This is a genomic window from Rhodoferax sp. U2-2l (genome assembly GCF_020594515.1).
Taxonomy (GTDB): Bacteria; Pseudomonadota; Gammaproteobacteria; order Burkholderiales; family Burkholderiaceae_C; genus Rhodoferax.
The window spans coordinates 153,944-171,029 of the sequence record NZ_JAJCTH010000006.1 but is presented as its reverse complement, the minus strand read 5'-3'; the positions used below and the strand labels follow the sequence as shown (position 1 = coordinate 171,029).

The 17,086-nt window shown below is 61.0% G+C and carries 15 protein-coding genes; 1 reads left to right on the top strand and 14 read right to left on the bottom strand.

Annotation, left to right across the window (positions count from 1 at the left end; genetic code table 11):
* Positions 1-3 precede the first annotated feature (3 nt).
* The 14 genes from crtA to ompA all read right to left on the bottom strand — a co-directional run bounded on the left by crtA (position 4) and on the right by ompA (position 14,128).
* Complete coding sequence (crtA, locus tag LHU53_RS07825) at positions 4-765, bottom strand: spheroidene monooxygenase (protein ID WP_227332046.1); 762 nt, start codon at positions 763-765, stop codon at positions 4-6.
* A gap of 140 nt (positions 766-905) precedes the next feature.
* The gene (locus LHU53_RS07820) at positions 906-1,769 is read right to left on the bottom strand and encodes an HDOD domain-containing protein (RefSeq protein ID WP_227332044.1); all 864 of its coding nucleotides are present in this window, start codon (positions 1,767-1,769) and stop codon (positions 906-908) included.
* Between the two features lie 88 nt (positions 1,770-1,857).
* On the bottom strand, positions 1,858-2,400 hold the full coding sequence (gene msrA, locus LHU53_RS07815) for a peptide-methionine (S)-S-oxide reductase MsrA (protein ID WP_227332043.1): 543 nt from the start codon (positions 2,398-2,400) through the stop codon (positions 1,858-1,860).
* 90 nt (positions 2,401-2,490) lie between these two features.
* Positions 2,491-4,062, bottom strand: a complete 1,572-nt coding sequence (gene ntrC / locus LHU53_RS07810) for a nitrogen regulation protein NR(I) (RefSeq protein WP_227332041.1) — start codon at positions 4,060-4,062, stop codon at positions 2,491-2,493.
* A gap of 74 nt (positions 4,063-4,136) precedes the next feature.
* A complete protein-coding gene (gene glnL / locus LHU53_RS07805; protein WP_227332096.1) occupies positions 4,137-5,207 on the bottom strand; it encodes a nitrogen regulation protein NR(II) in 1,071 nt (356 codons plus the stop codon).
* A 44-nt stretch (positions 5,208-5,251) separates the two neighbouring features.
* On the bottom strand, positions 5,252-5,761 hold the full coding sequence (locus LHU53_RS07800; RefSeq protein ID WP_227332039.1) for a hypothetical protein: 510 nt from the start codon (positions 5,759-5,761) through the stop codon (positions 5,252-5,254).
* A gap of 157 nt (positions 5,762-5,918) precedes the next feature.
* Positions 5,919-7,334, bottom strand: a complete 1,416-nt coding sequence (gene glnA / locus LHU53_RS07795) for a type I glutamate--ammonia ligase (RefSeq protein ID WP_227332037.1) — start codon at positions 7,332-7,334, stop codon at positions 5,919-5,921.
* Positions 7,335-7,562: 228 nt separating this feature from the next.
* Positions 7,563-8,402 carry a molybdopterin-binding protein gene (locus LHU53_RS07790; RefSeq protein WP_227332036.1) on the bottom strand — a complete coding sequence of 280 codons (840 nt, stop codon included), beginning with the start codon at positions 8,400-8,402 and terminating at the stop codon, positions 7,563-7,565.
* A complete protein-coding gene (locus tag LHU53_RS07785; RefSeq protein WP_227332034.1) occupies positions 8,368-9,273 on the bottom strand; it encodes an EI24 domain-containing protein in 906 nt (301 codons plus the stop codon). The genes LHU53_RS07790 and LHU53_RS07785 overlap by 35 nt, the downstream gene beginning before the upstream one ends.
* Positions 9,274-9,373: 100 nt before the next feature.
* Positions 9,374-10,129 (bottom strand): 16S rRNA pseudouridine(516) synthase, encoded by a 756-nt coding sequence (locus LHU53_RS07780; RefSeq protein WP_227332032.1) that lies wholly within the window; start codon positions 10,127-10,129, stop codon positions 9,374-9,376.
* 8 nt (positions 10,130-10,137) lie between these two features.
* On the bottom strand, positions 10,138-11,322 hold the full coding sequence (locus LHU53_RS07775) for an acetate/propionate family kinase (RefSeq protein WP_227332031.1): 1,185 nt from the start codon (positions 11,320-11,322) through the stop codon (positions 10,138-10,140).
* 10 nt (positions 11,323-11,332) lie between these two features.
* Positions 11,333-12,754, bottom strand: coding sequence for a bifunctional enoyl-CoA hydratase/phosphate acetyltransferase (locus tag LHU53_RS07770; RefSeq protein WP_227332015.1), 1,422 nt, complete (start codon positions 12,752-12,754; stop codon positions 11,333-11,335).
* Positions 12,755-12,759: 5 nt separating this feature from the next.
* On the bottom strand, positions 12,760-13,167 hold the full coding sequence (locus tag LHU53_RS07765) for a hypothetical protein (protein ID WP_227332013.1): 408 nt from the start codon (positions 13,165-13,167) through the stop codon (positions 12,760-12,762).
* A gap of 328 nt (positions 13,168-13,495) precedes the next feature.
* Positions 13,496-14,128 carry an outer membrane protein OmpA gene (gene ompA, locus LHU53_RS07760; protein ID WP_227332012.1) on the bottom strand — a complete coding sequence of 211 codons (633 nt, stop codon included), beginning with the start codon at positions 14,126-14,128 and terminating at the stop codon, positions 13,496-13,498.
* Between the two features lie 244 nt (positions 14,129-14,372).
* On the opposite strand from ompA, the gene gyrA reads away from it, so the two are divergent.
* The gene (gene gyrA / locus LHU53_RS07755) at positions 14,373-17,021 is read left to right on the top strand and encodes a DNA gyrase subunit A (protein WP_227332010.1); all 2,649 of its coding nucleotides are present in this window, start codon (positions 14,373-14,375) and stop codon (positions 17,019-17,021) included.
* Positions 17,022-17,086 lie beyond the last annotated feature (65 nt).

The following is a 17,086-nucleotide window of genomic DNA, read 5'->3' as shown; positions in this document are numbered from 1 at the left end:
CCGTCAGGCCGGCTCAAGCTGCTGGTCCGCTGCGGGCTGAACGGCAGGCGCCACCTTGGCCAGACGCGCCAGCGGGTCTTTGCCCTGCCAGCTGCCCTCGCTGCCCAGCAGGCGGAAGCGGGCAAAGAAATACTCGACCAGCCATTTCTCTGCATAAGCCGACTGGATGGCCTTGCCGTGGTAGGTGTTGCCGCGGGCAAATGCCGCCATCGACTCGCCATCGGGCCAGATCGAAAACGTCATCTGGTAGAACAGCGGCGTCTCCCCCATGCCGATCTTGAATACCACGTTCGGGTCGGAGCCCACCATCTGCGAGATGTTGGGGGCCCGGCTCCAGAAACGGGTGGCCGAACCCACTTTGACCTGCGCGCGGGTCAGCGCCACGATGGGGCCGTCGGGTGTGGCACTGGAGTCGTAGCTGTCGGAGGTGAAAGGCACTTTGCCGCCCCACTTGCCTTTGGCGGCGATGGGGTTGAGGTAAACCGTCCAGTGCTCGTCGGCCTTGGCGCGCCATTTTTGGAACAGGGGTTGCTCGGCGATGTGTCGGCGTGCCGTGGCTTCATCGGGCCAGACGGTGAAGATGCCCCAGACGGCGGTGTTGGGTTTGGGGGTGAACCCCTCCCCAGTGCCAGATCCCAGCAGCTTGTAGAAGCGCAGGTCAGGCATGCTGTTGAGCGGCGCGCGCGCCCAAGCCATCTGGCCAATCACCCACAAACGGTCGAGGGCGGATTCAAAGTGAAAGATGCTCAGGCAAACAGTGGTCATGGCAGGCTCTCAAAGGCAGGGACAAACCCGATCTGACGGGCTCCAGGGTGGGCGATAACGTCAGCCAAATTTTAGGTTGCCCGGGATTTGATACCGGTCAATTGACCTGCATCCAAACGATGGCTGCCAGAACGCCCAGCCTACTCGAACATGGCCTCCAGACCCTGGGTCAACTCAGCCAGCGGCGGCATCACCGGCTGGCGCGCATCCGGGTGCGCGCGGGCAGCCAGCGCGGACGTCCAGTCAGGCTGCAGATACAACCGCTCACCCACTTCCGCCGGGTAGTAGGCCAGTTGTTCGGCATCGCTCCAACCCAGCACGTCGGCGCGGGCACGCCAGGCCCCCAGGTGGACCAATGCCGAGGCTTCCAGAAATTCAGGGGCAGCCAGCGGGTGCGCAATGTGCCGCAGCGCTTCGGTCAACGGCAACGGGAACTGCCACGCCCGGGCCAGTTCAGCCGACACATCGCCGTGGTTGAAACCAAAGGTCTGTTTTTCCAGCTGGGCGCGTCCCGGGGCCAACACCCCCATCTGCTGGTCCAGCGACGCCATCGCCGACGCTGCCACCGTGTGCATTTGCAATTGACCGATGGCATGCAACAACCCCAGCGTGAAGACACGGTCAGAGTTGACATCTATCCGGTTGGCCAGCCAACGTGCGGTGCAGGCGGTGTACAGGTTGTAGCGCCAGAACTGTGGCAGATCGATCCCGGCGGTATGGCGAAAAGCGCCTGCCACACTGCTGCCCAGCACCAGATTGCGCACCATCACCAGGCCCAAGATCTGCAACGCGGCGTCCACCGTGCCAACGGTGCGCGACACATGAAAGTAGGCCGAGTTGGCCAGCCTGAGCAGCTTGGCGCTCAGCGCCGGGTCGGCCGCGAGCTGGTGGGCGATGTCGGTGACAGACACCTCGTTCGCACTGAAACTGGCAATGAGCTGCTGCCCCACCTTGGGGATGGTGGGCAGCTTGCTGGGGTCGTCAATCAGGCTTTGGAGGTCCATGGCGTCACTTTCTCAAGGGGCAGGCGGCAACAGCCATTTTCCACGATCTGCCACGCTGCCAGCGAGACGTTTCGGGGCGCGGGTTGGTTCAATCCAGCGCCAGCCGGGCAAACGTGCTCTTGAATTTAGCCACTTTGGGCGCGGCCACCGCCAGGCAGTAGCCCTGGTACGGGTTGCGCGCGAAATAGTCCTGGTGGTAGGCCTCGGCGGGCCAATAGTTGCGCAGGGGCAATACCTCGGTGACGATCGGCCGGCGGTAAACGCCACTGGTTTGCAGCTCGGCGATCACCTCCAGCGCCACCTGTTGCTGATCCAGGTCGGCAAAGTAAATGCCACTGCGGTATTGGGTGCCATGGTCGTGACCCTGGGCATTGAGCGTGGTCGGGTCGTGGATGACAAAAAAGATCTCCAGAATGTCCCGCAGGCTGATCTGCGCCGGGTCAAACACCAGCTTGACCACCTCGGCATGGCCAGTTTGGCCGGTGCAGACCTGCTCGTAACTGGGTCGCTGGACATGGCCGTTGCAGTAGCCGGACTCCACGTCGACGATGCCCTTGACCTTGACGTACACCGCTTCCGTGCACCAAAAACAACCTCCCCCCAGGGTGATCGTTGGGTGTTGTGCTGACATGGAACGCTCCTTGACGTGATCTGTGACGCGGTTGATTGTCCACAGATCGGCAAAGACCCCAAACAGCCGCTTGACGCGGGGGTGTGCGGCTTATTCCAGCCCGAGTTCCTGAATCTTGCGGGTGATGGTGTTGCGGCCAATGCCCAAGCGCTGAGCGGCCTCGATACGCCGCCCGCGCGTGCTGGCCAGCGCGGCCAGAATCAGGCGCGACTCGAAGCGGCGCGTGAGCTCATCCCACACATCACACCGGTCGGTGGCCAGCAGCGCATGCGCATCGGCGTCCAGCCCGAGCTCCCAGGTGGACACGGGGGCGTGGGCCGCTGGCGATTCGCCTGCGTGGAGTTCGGCGTCGTCCAACATCGGCCCAGCCAACGCGGATGACAGTGACGGGCTGTGGTTGGCACCAGAACGCGGCAACGCTTCAGCCAGCCCCGCCGGGAACGATGGCACAGGCTCCGCCGGACGGACCGCACCGATGGGTGCCTGGCGGCCACCCTGGGCAACCACGTCCACCTCAGGCGGCAAGTCTTTCGGTTCAATCAGTTGGGCCGGCGCCATCACGGTCAGCCAGTGACAGATGTTTTCAAGTTGGCGCACGTTGCCCGGAAAGCCAAACTCGCTCAAATAAGCCAGCGCCGCCTCGGAAATGCGCTTGGGCTCGACACCCAGCTGCGCTGCACTTTGCTGCAAAAAGTGCCGTGTCAACGCCGGAATGTCTTCACGTCGCTCGCGCAAGGCCGGCAGCCGCAGCCGGATGACGTTGAGACGGTGAAACAAGTCTTCGCGGAACACGCCTTCCTTGACGCGCTGCTCCAGATTCTGGTGCGTGGCGGCAATCACCCGCACATTGGTCTTGACGGCGCCGTGACCGCCCACGCGGTAAAAGTGCCCGTCGGACAGGACCCGCAACAGACGCGTCTGCAGGTCAAACGGCATGTCGCCAATTTCATCCAGAAACAGGGTGCCGCCATCGGCCTGCTCAAAACGGCCACGGCGCATGGTCTGCGCCCCGGTGAAAGCGCCACGCTCATGGCCGAACAGTTCGGACTCCAGCAGATCCTTCGGGATGGCGGCGGTGTTGATCGCGACAAACGGCCCATTGGCGCGGGGAGAGTGCTTGTGCAGTGCCCGCGCCACCAGCTCTTTGCCCGAGCCCGACTCGCCGGTGATCATGACCGTGACATTGCTTTGGCTCAGGCGACCAATGGCTCGGAACACATCCTGCATGGCGGGTGCCTGACCCAGCATTTCGGGTGCATCGGTGATGTGCTCCTCAGCCACTTCTTCGCGCTGGCTTTCTTCCACCGCACGGCGGATCAGCTCCACCGCCTTGGGCAAATCAAACGGTTTGGGCAGGTACTCGAACGCGCCACCCTGAAAGGCGGACACCGCGCTGTCCAGGTCAGAGTAGGCGGTCATGATGATGACCGGCAGACCGGGCAGTTTGGCCTTGACCTTTTCCAGCAGATCCAGCCCGGAACCCCCCGGCATGCGGATGTCACTCACCAGCACCTGCGGGCCACGGTCGCTCTCGTCGTTGAGCGCGGTCAAGACATCGCGGGCGTTGGTGAAGCTGCGCGTGGGCAGGTTGTCGCGCAACAGCGCTTTTTCGAGCACAAAACGGATGGACTGGTCGTCATCCACAATCCAGATGGGCTTCATAGCAATTGGTCACCTCGGTAAGTACCCATGCTCTGGTCAGGTACAGAACGCCTTGCGACGCGCCATTGTGCAGCTCAGGGCAGAGGAATCAGTATTTTGAAATCCGTCAATCCGGGCGCGCTGTCACACTCGATCAGGCCTTGGTGTTGCTGGACAAAGGTTTGCGCCAATGTCAGCCCCAGTCCGGAACCTCCCTCGCGCCCGGACACCAACGGATAAAAAATGCGGTCCTTGATCGAGTCTGGTACACCAGGCCCGTTGTCCAGCACATGCAATTCCAATGCCAACCGGTAGCGCTGTTTGCCAAAGGTGGTCTGGCGCGCCACGCGGGTCCTGAAAGTGATGCGGGCATCGCCCTGTTGCATGCGATCAACCAGCGCCTGGCAGGCGTTGTGGGCAATGTTGAGCAGCGCCTGGATCAGCTGCTCGCGGTCACCGCGAAACTCGGGGATGGAGGTGTCGTAGTCCTGCACCACCTCCAGGCCCTTGGGAAACTCGGCCAGGATCAACGAGCGCACCCGCTCACACACCTCATGGATGTTCACATCGCCCACCACATGGGCCTTGCGGTGGGGTGCCAGCAGCCGGTCCACCAGCGACTGCAACCGATCGGCCTCGTGGATGATGACCTGGGTGTACTCGTTGAGGTCGGGCGAGGCCAGCTCCATCTCCAGCAACTGCGCAGCGCCGCGAATGCCGCCCAGCGGGTTTTTGATCTCGTGGGCCAGGTTGCGAATGAGTTCCTTGTTGGCCAGCGCTTGTTCGGCCAAGCGCTCCTCGCGGTCCTGGCGGGCCTGCTGCTCCAGCGGCAGCAGTTCCACAATGATTTCCGGGCCCTCGTTGAGCGTGACGATCACATGCACCGGCAAGGGGTCGCGGTTCACACGCAACAGCGCAGCGTCGTAACGCAGGGCCGAAAAATCGTTGCCACCCACGCTTTTCAGAATGGTACGCAAATGCTCCGGCTGGGTGAAACAGTCCGGAAAATGCGCCCCCACCATGGCCCGGCGCGACATGCCCAACGCATCTTCCATCGCGGCATTGACAAACAGCATGTCGCCATCGCTGCGCACCACAGCCACCAAGGTGGCCAACAGATCAAAGGCTTTGTAACGCTCGGCGTTGTGGCGGGCTGCGGCTGTCATGCCAGGTTTGAGCGAACGTTCCACGCAAATTGATCCTGACATTTTTAAGGCGCCGCTGATGTGCCTGGCGCAGCTGGCAAGCGGTCTATTTCACGGCGAAGGCCCGCAATGTCGCTCTCGGTGCGTGCCAGGTTGGCCTTGAGTTCAGCGACCCGGTCCAGATACTTCTGGTGGTTGCGGGCTTCCGGGCCCAGCTTTTCGGGTTCGCCGTTGTTGTATTCCTTCTTGAGCTGCTCCAGACGGGTCTGGGCCTTTTTGAGCTCTTCCTGCAAGATCAGGCGCATATCGGAATCGCGCACTTTTTGTTGCGCCGCGTCAACCCGCGGTGCGTTGTTGCCTGCCGACGCGCTGGTTTTGGAGACCGACGATTTCGGCACCGGGCTGCCCTGCACCACCGTGACGTTGCCGCCCTCCACCAATTTGCAGCCTTTATTGGATCGGGCATCGGGCTTGGTGTTGGTGTATTCGTTGCCACAACGGTAAATCGCGTCCTGCGCCTGGCCCGTGGCCGCCACCGCGCCCATCCAGGCCACCAGCATCCACAGTCGTTTCATAGAAATTTCGCTCAGTCAATCAAAACCGGACATGGCGGGTGGCCAGACTTCGGCACCCCGCCCCATCGGCATAGTTTCCCACAATAAAAAAGGACGGCACCAGCCGTCCTTTTGTTGACCAGGTGGTCATGTTCTACACACCTGGCGGGTCAGCCGATCACAGCGAGTAGTACATGTCAAACTCGATCGGGTGGGTGGCCATGCGCAGGCGCGTGACTTCGCCCATCTTGAGCTCGATGTAGGCATCGATCAGGCCGTCGGTGAACACGCCACCCTTGGTCAGGAAGGCACGGTCTGCATCCAGGCATTCCAGCGCCTGGTCCAGGCTGTGGCAGACGGTCGGGATACGTGCGTTTTCTTCAGGCGGCAGATGGTACAGGTCCTTGGTGGCTGCTTCGCCGGGGTGGATCTTGTTTTCCACACCGTCCAGACCGGCCATCAACAACGCGGAGAAGCCCAGGTACGGGTTCATCAGCGGATCGGGGAAGCGGGCTTCCACACGGCGGCCTTTGGGGTTGGCCACATAAGGAATACGGATCGACGCCGAGCGGTTCTTGGCCGAGTAAGCCAGTTTCACCGGGGCTTCAAAACCGGGCACCAGGCGTTTGTAGCTGTTGGTACCGGGGTTGGTGATGGCGTTCAAGGCACGGGCGTGCTTGATGATGCCGCCGATGTAGTACAGCGCGAAGTCGCTCAAACCGGCATAACCGTCGCCAGCGAACAGGTTTTTACCGTCCTTCCAGACCGACTGGTGCACGTGCATGCCGGAACCGTTGTCACCCACGATGGGCTTGGGCATGAAGGTAGCGGTTTTGCCGTAGGCGTTGGCCACGTTTTGCACCACGTATTTCAGGACTTGGGTCCAGTCAGCGCGCTCAACCAGGGTGCTGAACTTGGTGCCCAGTTCGCATTGGCCAGGGGCGGCCACTTCGTGGTGGTGCACTTCCACCGGAATGCCGAGCGATTCAAGAATCAGGGACATTTCGGAACGCATGTCTTGGGTGCTGTCGATCGGAGGCACCGGGAAATAACCACCCTTGGTGGTAGGACGGTGACCGCGGTTGCCGCCTTCGATTTTCTTGCCAGAGTTCCAGGGCGCTTCGTAGTCGTCGATTTTGAAGAAGGTGCCCGACATGTCGGTGTTCCAGCGCACGTCGTCAAACAGGAAAAACTCGGGTTCGGGGCCGAAATAGGCCGTGTCACCCATGCCGGAGGCCTTCAGGTAGGCTTCAGCGCGGTGGGCCACCGAGCGGGGGTCACGCTCATAACCCTTGCCGTCGGTGGGCTCGATCACGTCGCAGCTCATGAACAGCGTGGTTTCTTCAAAGAACGGGTCGATGTTGGCGGTGTTGGGGTCGGGCATGAGTTGCATGTCCGAGGCTTCAATACCCTTCCAGCCAGCAACGGATGAACCGTCAAACGCGTGACCCGAGCTGAATTTGTCTTCATCAAAATGCGAAACCGGCACGGTCACGTGTTGTTCCTTGCCACGCGTGTCGGTGAAACGGAAGTCAACAAACTTGACTTCGTTGTCTTTCACCATCTTCATGACGTCTGCGACGGTCTTGGCCATCAAATACTCCTGGTTACAGTTGAGAAAAGGTTAGTTAGGATGAATGCAGGTTTTGTGCCAGTCCTTGCGCGCGACGCGTAGCCCAGACAAGCCTTGTATTTTGCACTGACTTTGGCGTCGGGCTGGCAACGCTCACACCCTGAAGACGCGACAGGAACCCGTAAGCAGAACAGTCCGGACTTCAATTGCACTATATTGGTGCAATTGACTGCACCAAGACTGAGTCTTTCAGGATTGCACCAATTCAGGGCCCAACTTCAGTTGAAAGGTCTGCAAACCGGCCAACAACGCGGCGTAGGCTGGCGTGACCAAGCCTGGCGCCCCCTTGACACCCAGTTCAATGTGGCGACCCCATTGCGCATGATCCACACTCGGCAGACTGAACACCTTGATACCGGGAAAATCATGCTCCAACTGCACCATCAGCGGCGTGAGCGTCGCCTCCATGGCACCAAAAACAATCACTGAACGCTCCAGCCAGGCCTGGGTCTGGAACCATGGGGCGTAACAGGTGTCCAGCACCCATTCGATCATCGGCCAAGCCATCACCGGGAAACCGGGTACAAAATGCACCCGCCCCACGCTGAAGCCCGGGATCTTGTTGTAGGGGTTGGGGATCACGGTGGCGCCTGCCGGAAACACACCCATGTTGAGCCGGTGCAGGTTGTCCGCGGCGTCGGGCTGGTACACCTTGCCTTGCTCCAGCGCCACATCCTGCATGCGCTGCTCAATCAGCACCTTGGCCTGCGGGTGCAAGGCCAGCGGTACCCCCAGGGCACGGGCGGCACACTGCCGGGTGTGGTCATCCGGCGTGGCACCAATCCCGCCAGTGGAGAAGACAACATCACCGGACGCGAAAGCACGCTCAAGCAGCGTCGTGATGCGGTCTGGGTCATCACCCACATACTCGGCCTGAGTGAGCGACAGCCCGCGCGCCTTGAGCAACTCAATCACCTTGACCAGGTGCTTGTCGGCCCGTTTGCCCGACAAAATTTCGTCGCCCACAATGATCAGGCGAAAACCGGGACGATGCTCAGGTGACGGTTGGGGGATGGGGCTTGGGTTCATGGGTGGATGGTAACGCTTCAGGCTCTGACAAGGTCACGTCCGCCCAAGGCTCATCCGTTGGCGGCTTGTCCAAGTCGCGCTCCTGGCGCAAGGTTTGCAAGGCCTGCAGGCAGTAGTGCGCAAACCACAAGGACGACAGCGCAAACACCCAGGTGTAGAGCCAGATGCCCAGGGGCACCAGCACCACAAAGGCGGCGGCAAACAACACGCCCGAGGCCCAGATCACGCTGGGCGCCGCACCCAGGTAACCGCAAAAAACCCCGATGCCCAGCAAGGAGAGCCGATGTCGGCGAAACAGTTCACGCCGCTCTTCACCACTGGCATGGGTGGCCAGCGCATCAAAAGCCATCACGCGGTAGGTGAGCCACCCCCAGATCAGCGGTGGCAACACCAGAATCAGCGGTGGAATCAGCCACAAAGGAATCGACACCAGCAACGCCAACAGCGCCAGTCCGGCCGACAACAGCGACCAACCCAAACCCAGTAACAGCGATCCGCCTTCTTTACGCACCAACTCCGGGAACCGTCTGGCCGCCACCAATGCGGTGAGTGCGGGTGTCATGAGCAACGCCACCGACAGCAGCGACAGCATCACCACCACAGGCATCACCGCCACAATCACGATCAGCGGCGCCAGAAACGCGGTGATGCCACCCAGACCCATCGCCTGCATCCAGCCCGACACACCGCTGATGACACTGGAAGCCTCCAGCGTGGCGCGCACCCAGGCCAGGCTGGTCTCCCAATACAAACCACCCAGCGTCACCGACAGCACGGCGATCAGCAACAGCGGCGCCAGCGACAGCAGCATCACGCGGGGCCGAAAGCAGTCCAGCACGGCACGCCAGAATGAATCAAACAGCAAATTCATGCCACAAGCATACCTGAGCGCTGCGCGGCCACGGGCTGGCCACTGCGCAAGGGTTCAGGGGCAAGCAGAGCCAAAGCGGCCGGCGAAGATCGTGCGGGCTTCAGCGCACTGCGGGTTGGTTGATGCGGGCGAGGTCACTGGCGTCAAGCCAGCGCCACTGGCCGGGCAGCAAGTCCTGCGGCAGCGGCAGGTCGCCAATCTGGGAGCGGTGCAGCCCCTCCACCCGGTTGCCGACGGCCGCTAGCATGCGTTTGACCTGGTGGTATTTGCCCTCGGTCAAGGTCAGGCGCAGGTGAAATTCAGACACCGCTTCACACGCGGCGGCGCGCACCGGCTTAGGGTCATCATCCAGCACCACACCGGCCAGCAGCCGCTGCACCTGTTTGTCATCCAGTGGGTGTTTGACCGTCACCTCGTACACCTTGGGCACATGGTGGCGCGGTGAACTCATGCGGTGAATGAACTGCCCGTCATCGGTCAGCAGCAGCATGCCGGTGGTGTCCTGGTCGAGCCTGCCGACCGCCTGCACCCCTTGCACCGCCCCTTTTTGGGGCCGCTGGCGCAGCGGCGCGGGCAGCAGGCTGTAGATGCTGGGGTAAGTGGAGGGCTTCTGGGAACACTCGGTGGCGGTCGGCTTATGCAACACGATGTAGGCCTTGTCGGCGTAACGCCAATCCACGCCCTGCACCCTGAAATACAAACCCGCCGCGTCAAATTCCGCCGCAGCTTGCACCACGGTGACCAGGCCTGCGGGGTCATCTGGCGTGTGAACCTGAACCAGCCCCTGCTGGATCAACCCGGCGCACACCCGCCGCGTCCCAAAACCCTGCGAGTAAAGAATGTCTTGCAGCTGCATGCCCCGCGTCACCGGCTGATCAGAGCCGCCGCTTCGCGGGCCGCCACCACCCCTTCATCGGTGGGGACCACCCAGACCTCGACCTGACTGGTCGGGGCGTGAATGGCCATCACATCGCTGCCGGTGGCCTGGGCGTTGAGCACCGGGTCGATCACCACACCCAGCCAGGCCAGTCTTTGGCCGACTTGCGCGCGCAAAGCCACGTCATGTTCACCAATACCGCCGCTGAACGCCAGCACATCGAGACCCTGCATGCAGGCCACCAGGGCGCCACTTTCACGCACCACACGGTAGGTGAAGGCATCAATCGCCAGCTTGGCGTTGGGGCTGGGGTCGGCGCGCAGACGGCGCATGTCCGCCGAAATGCCCGACATGCCCAGCAAGCCACTTTGTTTGTAAAGCAGTCTCTGCAACTTGGCATGGTCCCAGCCCTGCTCCAGCAGGTACAGCATCACACCCGAGTCCAACGACCCGGTGCGGGTGCCCATCATCAAGCCATCCAGCGCCGAGAACCCCATGGTGGTCGAACAACTCTTGCCGTCCTGCGCGGCACACAGGCTGGCGCCGTTGCCCAGGTGGGCCATCAGCGTGCGGCCCCGGGCGCGGTGCGAATACTCCAGCAGGGTCCCCATCACATACTGGTAGGACAGGCCATGAAATCCATAACGGCGCAAACCCTGCTGATAGAGCTCTTGCGGCAGCGCAAACCGGTAATCCACCTCGGGCAGCGTGGCGTGGAACGCGGTGTCAAAACAGGCCACTTGGGGCAAACCGACAAACGCCTCGCGAAAGGCACGGATGCCCTCCAGGTTGTGCGGCTGATGCAGCGGCGCGAGCGAGTTGAACTCGGTCAGCTGGGCCAACACCTCGTCGGTGACGATCAGGCTGGCACGGTACATCGCCGCACCATGCACCACCCGATGGCTCACCGCAGAGAGCGCGGGCACGCCGGGCAACTGCGCCAACAGATCGCGCAGACTCATCAGCGCCTGGGCAAACACATGCCCCTCGGCCAACACCAGCGCACGCGTCTGGTTCTGGCCTTGGTAGGTCCAGCTCATCTGTGGCGCCCCACCGGGCTCCAGGCCCTCGATCAAGCCAGACAAAATTTGCGGCTGCACTTGGGCATTGACCAGGGGATAAAGGGAAAATTTGAGCGAGGACGAGCCCGCATTCACTGAAAGAATGGCCATGAAAAAACTCCTACCAGGCGGTTCGAGGTTGGCTGCGGCGCGCATTGTGTGCGGCCAGCAAGCCCAAAAGTGCAGAGGCGACACGGTTGGACGGCCCCTCTGCGCGGCTGGTGAGCGCGATCGGAATACGTGCGCCCACCACCAGACCGGAGCCACTGGCTCCGGCCAGATACTCCAATTGTTTGGCCAGCATGTTGCCGCTTTCCAGATCAGGCACCGCCAGAATATCGGCGTGCCCCGCCACCGGCGAGTTGATCTGCTTGATCTGCGCAGCATGCATCGAAATGGCATTGTCAAAAGCCAGCGGCCCGTCCAGCACACCACCGGTGATCTGGCCGCGCTCGGCCATCTTGCACAAGGCGGCGGCGTCAATGGTTGACGGAATGTTGGGGTTGACGGTTTCAACCGCCGACAGGATCGCCACCTTCGGCGTCGCCACACCCATGACCCGGGCGAAATCAATCGCGTTCTGGATGATGTCGATTTTTTCCTTCAGGCTCGGGCGAATATTGAGTGCGGCGTCGGTGATCAACAGCGGCTTGTGGTACAGCGGCACATCAAAGCGGAACACATGCGACATGCGACGCCCGGTGCGCAACACCGCCTGCGACAGCACCGCCTGGATCAGTTCGTCGGTATGCAGGCTGCCCTTCATGAGCATTTCGACATCGCCACTGGCGGCCAGGCCGGCCGCAGCCTCAGCCGCCGCGTGGCTGTGCGGCTGGTTGATGATTTCGGCGCCATGCAGGTCGATGCCCGCCTCGGCGGCCACATGGCGGATGCGCACCTCGGGGCCCATCAGCACCGGCACGATCAAACCGTAACGCGCGGCGTCCATAGCTCCGCTGAGCGAACCTTCATCACAAGGGTGCACCACCGCGCAGCGCACCGCTTCCAACTTGTCGCCCATGGACAGCAACTGCTTGAACCTGATTTGCGGGTCATACAGCTGGATTTGCGGCGCCGCCACACGCGGCAGCCGCACCTTCACGGTGGGCGCCAGCACACGGGCCATGCCACTGAGGACACACGTCCCCTTTTGGTTGACCACCTGGCAGTCCAGCTCGATGCTGTGGTTCTCCGGGTTCTTCGAGATCACGGTCACCGTCACCGTCAGCGTGTCACCCACCCGCACCGGCTTGACAAAATGCAGCGCCTGGTCCTGGTAGATCGTGCCGGGGCCGGGAAACTGGGTGCCCAACAGCGCAGAGATCAGGGCGCCACTCCACATGCCGTGGGCAATCACCCCATGAAAAAGTGTGTCGTTCGCGTACTCAGGGTCCAGGTGGGCCGGGTTGGTATCACCGGACACAGCCGCAAACGCCCGGATGTCCTCCAACTTGAGCGCACGCAACAGGCGGGCACTCTGGCCAATGCTGATTTCGTCGAAAACATAGTTCTCGATCAGTTCGGTATCTGACGGAAGGTTCATGTGTTTTACTTAGCGTTGAAGAAGTTGTCGAGATCGAGCCCATCGGCGCCCGGCTTGAAGCCTCGTTGAATCAGGCGACCTTCAGCCTGCTCAATGACCTGGCGGACGACCGTCAGGCCGTTGTCTTTCAGGATATCTGTCTCCAGTTGGTAACGCAGCACCAGCAGACCCCGCAACTCCTCGCGCAGGTGCGCTGCCCGCCGTTCCCCGGTCATCGGCGTGAAACTGGCTTGGCCGTCTGCCGATGCGACTCGACGCTCTCTGTCAATCGCAGGAATCTGCGTCTGGTCCATGAGCTTCTGCACAGCTTGCGGGTCGTCCAGAGAGATGCCCAAACCGATCGCCAAGCGACCAATACGTTCACTCAAGGACTCCAGAGAGGCACTCAGGCGTTGCACCAGCTCATCATCCATCTGCATCGTCGACCTACTTTCAAAAAATCACTTCGGACAGCAAGGCGGCTGCTCGTCTCAACAATCACGTGCGACACGGTGAGCACCGCCCGAAGGCACGGCACACAACAACCCTTGCGACACGCCACTCTGCGCAGATCAGATTTTAGGTCAAACCACCCTTTATTGAAACAGCGTTTCGACAAAATGAAACAAAAGTCGTGCGCACCAACCGAACTGAACGCACCTCAAGATGCCTGCCGGGTTCTGTCAAGCCCAACCATCTCACGCGCCCATAAAAAAACCCGCCGCAGCGGGTTTTTTTGATCAGGTCAGCGCAGCTGACGGCTTATTTGGCGCGTGTACCCACCACTTCGACTTCCACGCGGCGGTTCTTGGAACGGCCAGCAGAGGTCTTGTTGTCGGCAACAGGCTGCGACTCACCCTTGCCTTCGGTGTAAACACGGTTCTTTTCGATGCCCTTGGACACCAGATAAGCCTTGACAGCTTCAGAACGCTTCACCGACAGACCTTGGTTGTAGGCGTCAGAGCCGACAGCGTCGGTGTGACCCACAGCGATGATGACTTCGAGGTTGATGTCCTTGACCTTGGCAGCCAAATCATCCAGCTTGGCTTTGCCTTCGGGCTTCAGCACAGCTTTGTCAAAGTCAAAGAATGCGTCAGCGGCGTAGGTCACCTTGGCTGCGGCGACTGCGGGTGCAGGTGCCGGTGCGGGAGCAGCAGCAGGAGCCGGTGCAGCAACAGGGGCCGGAGCCGGTGCAGCGACGGGAACGATGGCGCCGTCGCAAGTTGCGGCAGCCGTAGCGGGGGTCCAGAAATTGTCGCGCCAGCACAGTTCGTTGGTGCCGTTCTTCCAGACGGTACCGTCGGTAGCACGCCAGTTATCAATGGTCTGGGCACCGGCTGCACTTGCGAGAGCTGCGGTAGCGATCAGCATCGCCAATTTGTTCAATTTTTTCATGATTCTCCTGGATGAAAAAGGCCGCAGCGACGCGGCGTTACTAAGTCAGACGCCCACAATGCCTATCACGTGGAACGTTCAATTGATTGTGCCACACAGCGATTCAACACAAAAGCGATAGCAGCACACAGCGCACTGCAATGTCGAGGCATGTGAACTAATTGCTGTTTTCGTTGCGGGCTAGCCACAGCCTGACCGCATAAAATCGCAGAACTCTACTGAATTTGCCTCGCATCAACTCCCCATGACCCAATTCGCCAAAGAAACCTTGCCCACCAGTCTTGCGGACGAAATGCGTCGCAGCTATCTGGACTACGCCATGAGCGTGATCATCGGGCGGGCTTTGCCGGATGCGCGCGACGGCCTCAAGCCGGTGCACAGGCGTGTGTTGTTTGCGATGCACGAGCTCAACAACGACTGGAACAAGGCCTACAAAAAATCCGCGCGTATCGTGGGTGATGTGATTGGTAAATACCACCCCCACGGTGACCAATCTGTGTACGACACGATTGTGCGTATGGCGCAGGACTTCTCCATGCGCCACATGCTGGTCGACGGCCAGGGCAATTTCGGCTCGGTGGACGGTGACAGCGCTGCCGCCATGCGTTACACCGAAATCCGCCTGGCCAAGATTGCGCATGAGCTGCTGGCCGACCTGGACAAAGAAACTGTGGACTTTGGTCCCAACTATGACGGTTCCGAGAAAGAGCCCCTGGTGTTGCCCACCCGCCTGCCCAACCTGTTGGTCAATGGCTCGGGCGGCATTGCCGTGGGTATGGCCACCAACATCCCGCCGCACAACCTCAACGAAGTCGTTGATGGCTGCCTGCACCTACTCAAAAACCCGGAAGCCTCGATTGACGAGCTGATGGAGATCATCCCGGCGCCCGACTTCCCCACCGCCGGCATCATCTACGGCATCAACGGCGTGAAAGACGGCTACCGCACCGGCCGTGGCCGCATCGTGATGCGCGCCAAATGCCATTTCGAGGACATCGACAAGGGCCAGCGCCAGTCCATCATCGTTGACGAGCTGCCCTACCAGGTCAACAAGAAGACCTTGCAAGAACGCATGGCCGAACTGGTGCACGAGAAAAAAATCGAAGGTATCAGCCACATCCAGGACGAGTCCGACAAATCCGGCATGCGCCTGGTGATCGAACTCAAACGCGGTGAAGTGCCCGAGGTGGTGCTCAACAACCTGTACAAACAGACCCAGCTGCAAGACACCTTTGGCATGAACATGGTGGCGCTGGTCAACGGCCAGCCCAAGCTGTGTAACCTGAAGGACCTGATTGCGGTCTTTTTGAACCATCGCCGCGAGGTGGTGACACGGCGTACCGTGTTCGAGCTGCGCAAGGCGCGTGAACGTGGCCATGTGCTCGAAGGCCTGGCCGTGGCGCTGGCCAACATCGACGACTTCATCCGCATCATCCGCGAGTCACCCACCCCACCGGTGGCCAAGGCCGAGTTGATGACCCGCAGCTGGGACAGCAAGCTGGTGCGCGAAATGCTCACCCGTACCCGTGCCGACGGTGGTGTGGTCAACGCCGACGACTACCGCCCCGACGGCCTGGAGATGCAGTTTGGCATGCAGGCCGACGGCTTGTACCGCCTGTCTGAAACCCAGGCCCAAGAAATTCTGCAGATGCGCCTGCAACGCCTGACCGGGCTGGAGCAGGACAAGATCGTGGGTGAGTACAAAGAAGTCATGGCAGTCATTGACGACCTGCTGGACATCCTGGCCCGCCCGGAGCGGGTCTCCATCATCATCGGCGACGAACTCACCGCGATCAAAACCGAGTTTGGCCTGACCAAGGTGGGCGCACGCCGCTCGCTGGTGGAGCACAGCTCGTTTGACCTGAGCACCGAAGACCTGATCACCCCGACCGACATGGTGGTCACACTGAGCCACAGTGGTTACATCAAGAGCCAGCCGCTCAGTGAATACCGCTCCCAAAAGCGTGGTGGCCGAGGCAAGCAGGCCACCGCCACCAAAGAAGACGACTGGGTCGACCAGCTCTTCATCGCCAACACCCACGATTACCTGCTGTGTTTTTCCAACCGCGGCCGCATGTACTGGCTCAAAGTTTGGGAAGTGCCACAAGGCTCGCGCGGCTCGCGTGGCCGCCCGATCGTCAACATGTTCCCGCTGCAAGAGGGCGAAAAAATCACCGTGGTGCTGGCACTCACTGGTGAAAAACGCACGTTCCCCGAAGACCAGTATGTGTTCATGGCGACCCGCATGGGCACCGTCAAAAAGACCGCACTCGACGAATTTTCCAACCCACGCAAGGCCGGCATCATTGCGGTGGACTTGGACGACGGCGACTTCCTGATTGGCGCCGCCTTGACCGACGGCAAACACGATGTGATGTTGTTCAGTGACGGTGGCAAGGCGGTGCGTTTTGATGAAAACGATGTGCGCCCCATGGGTCGCCAGGCACGTGGCGTGCGCGGCATGATGCTTGACGAGGGTCAGAGTGTGATCGCCATGTTGGTGGCCGAAGACGAGTCCCAAAGTGTGCTCACCGCCACCCAACACGGCTACGGCAAACGCACCAGCATCGTGGAGTACACCCGCCATGGCCGTGGCACCAAGGGCATGATCGCCATCCAGCAAAGTGAGCGCAACGGCAAGGTGGTTGCAGCCACCCTGGTACACGCCGATGACGAGATCATGCTGATCACCGACAAGGGGGTCTTGGTACGCACCCGCGTCAGCGAAATTCGTGAATTGGGCCGCGCCACCCAGGGCGTGACCCTGATCGGCTTGGACGAAGGCTCGCAGCTCAGTGGGCTGCAGCGTATTGTGGAAAACGACGCGATCGTCAAAACTCCCGACGACAGCAGCGACGAGGCCTCCGACGAGCCTGCTGCGCCCGATGCCTGATTACTTCTAAAAATATAGCTACTAGCCCTTAATCAATAAGGGCTGGAGCCCGATTTATTATCAAT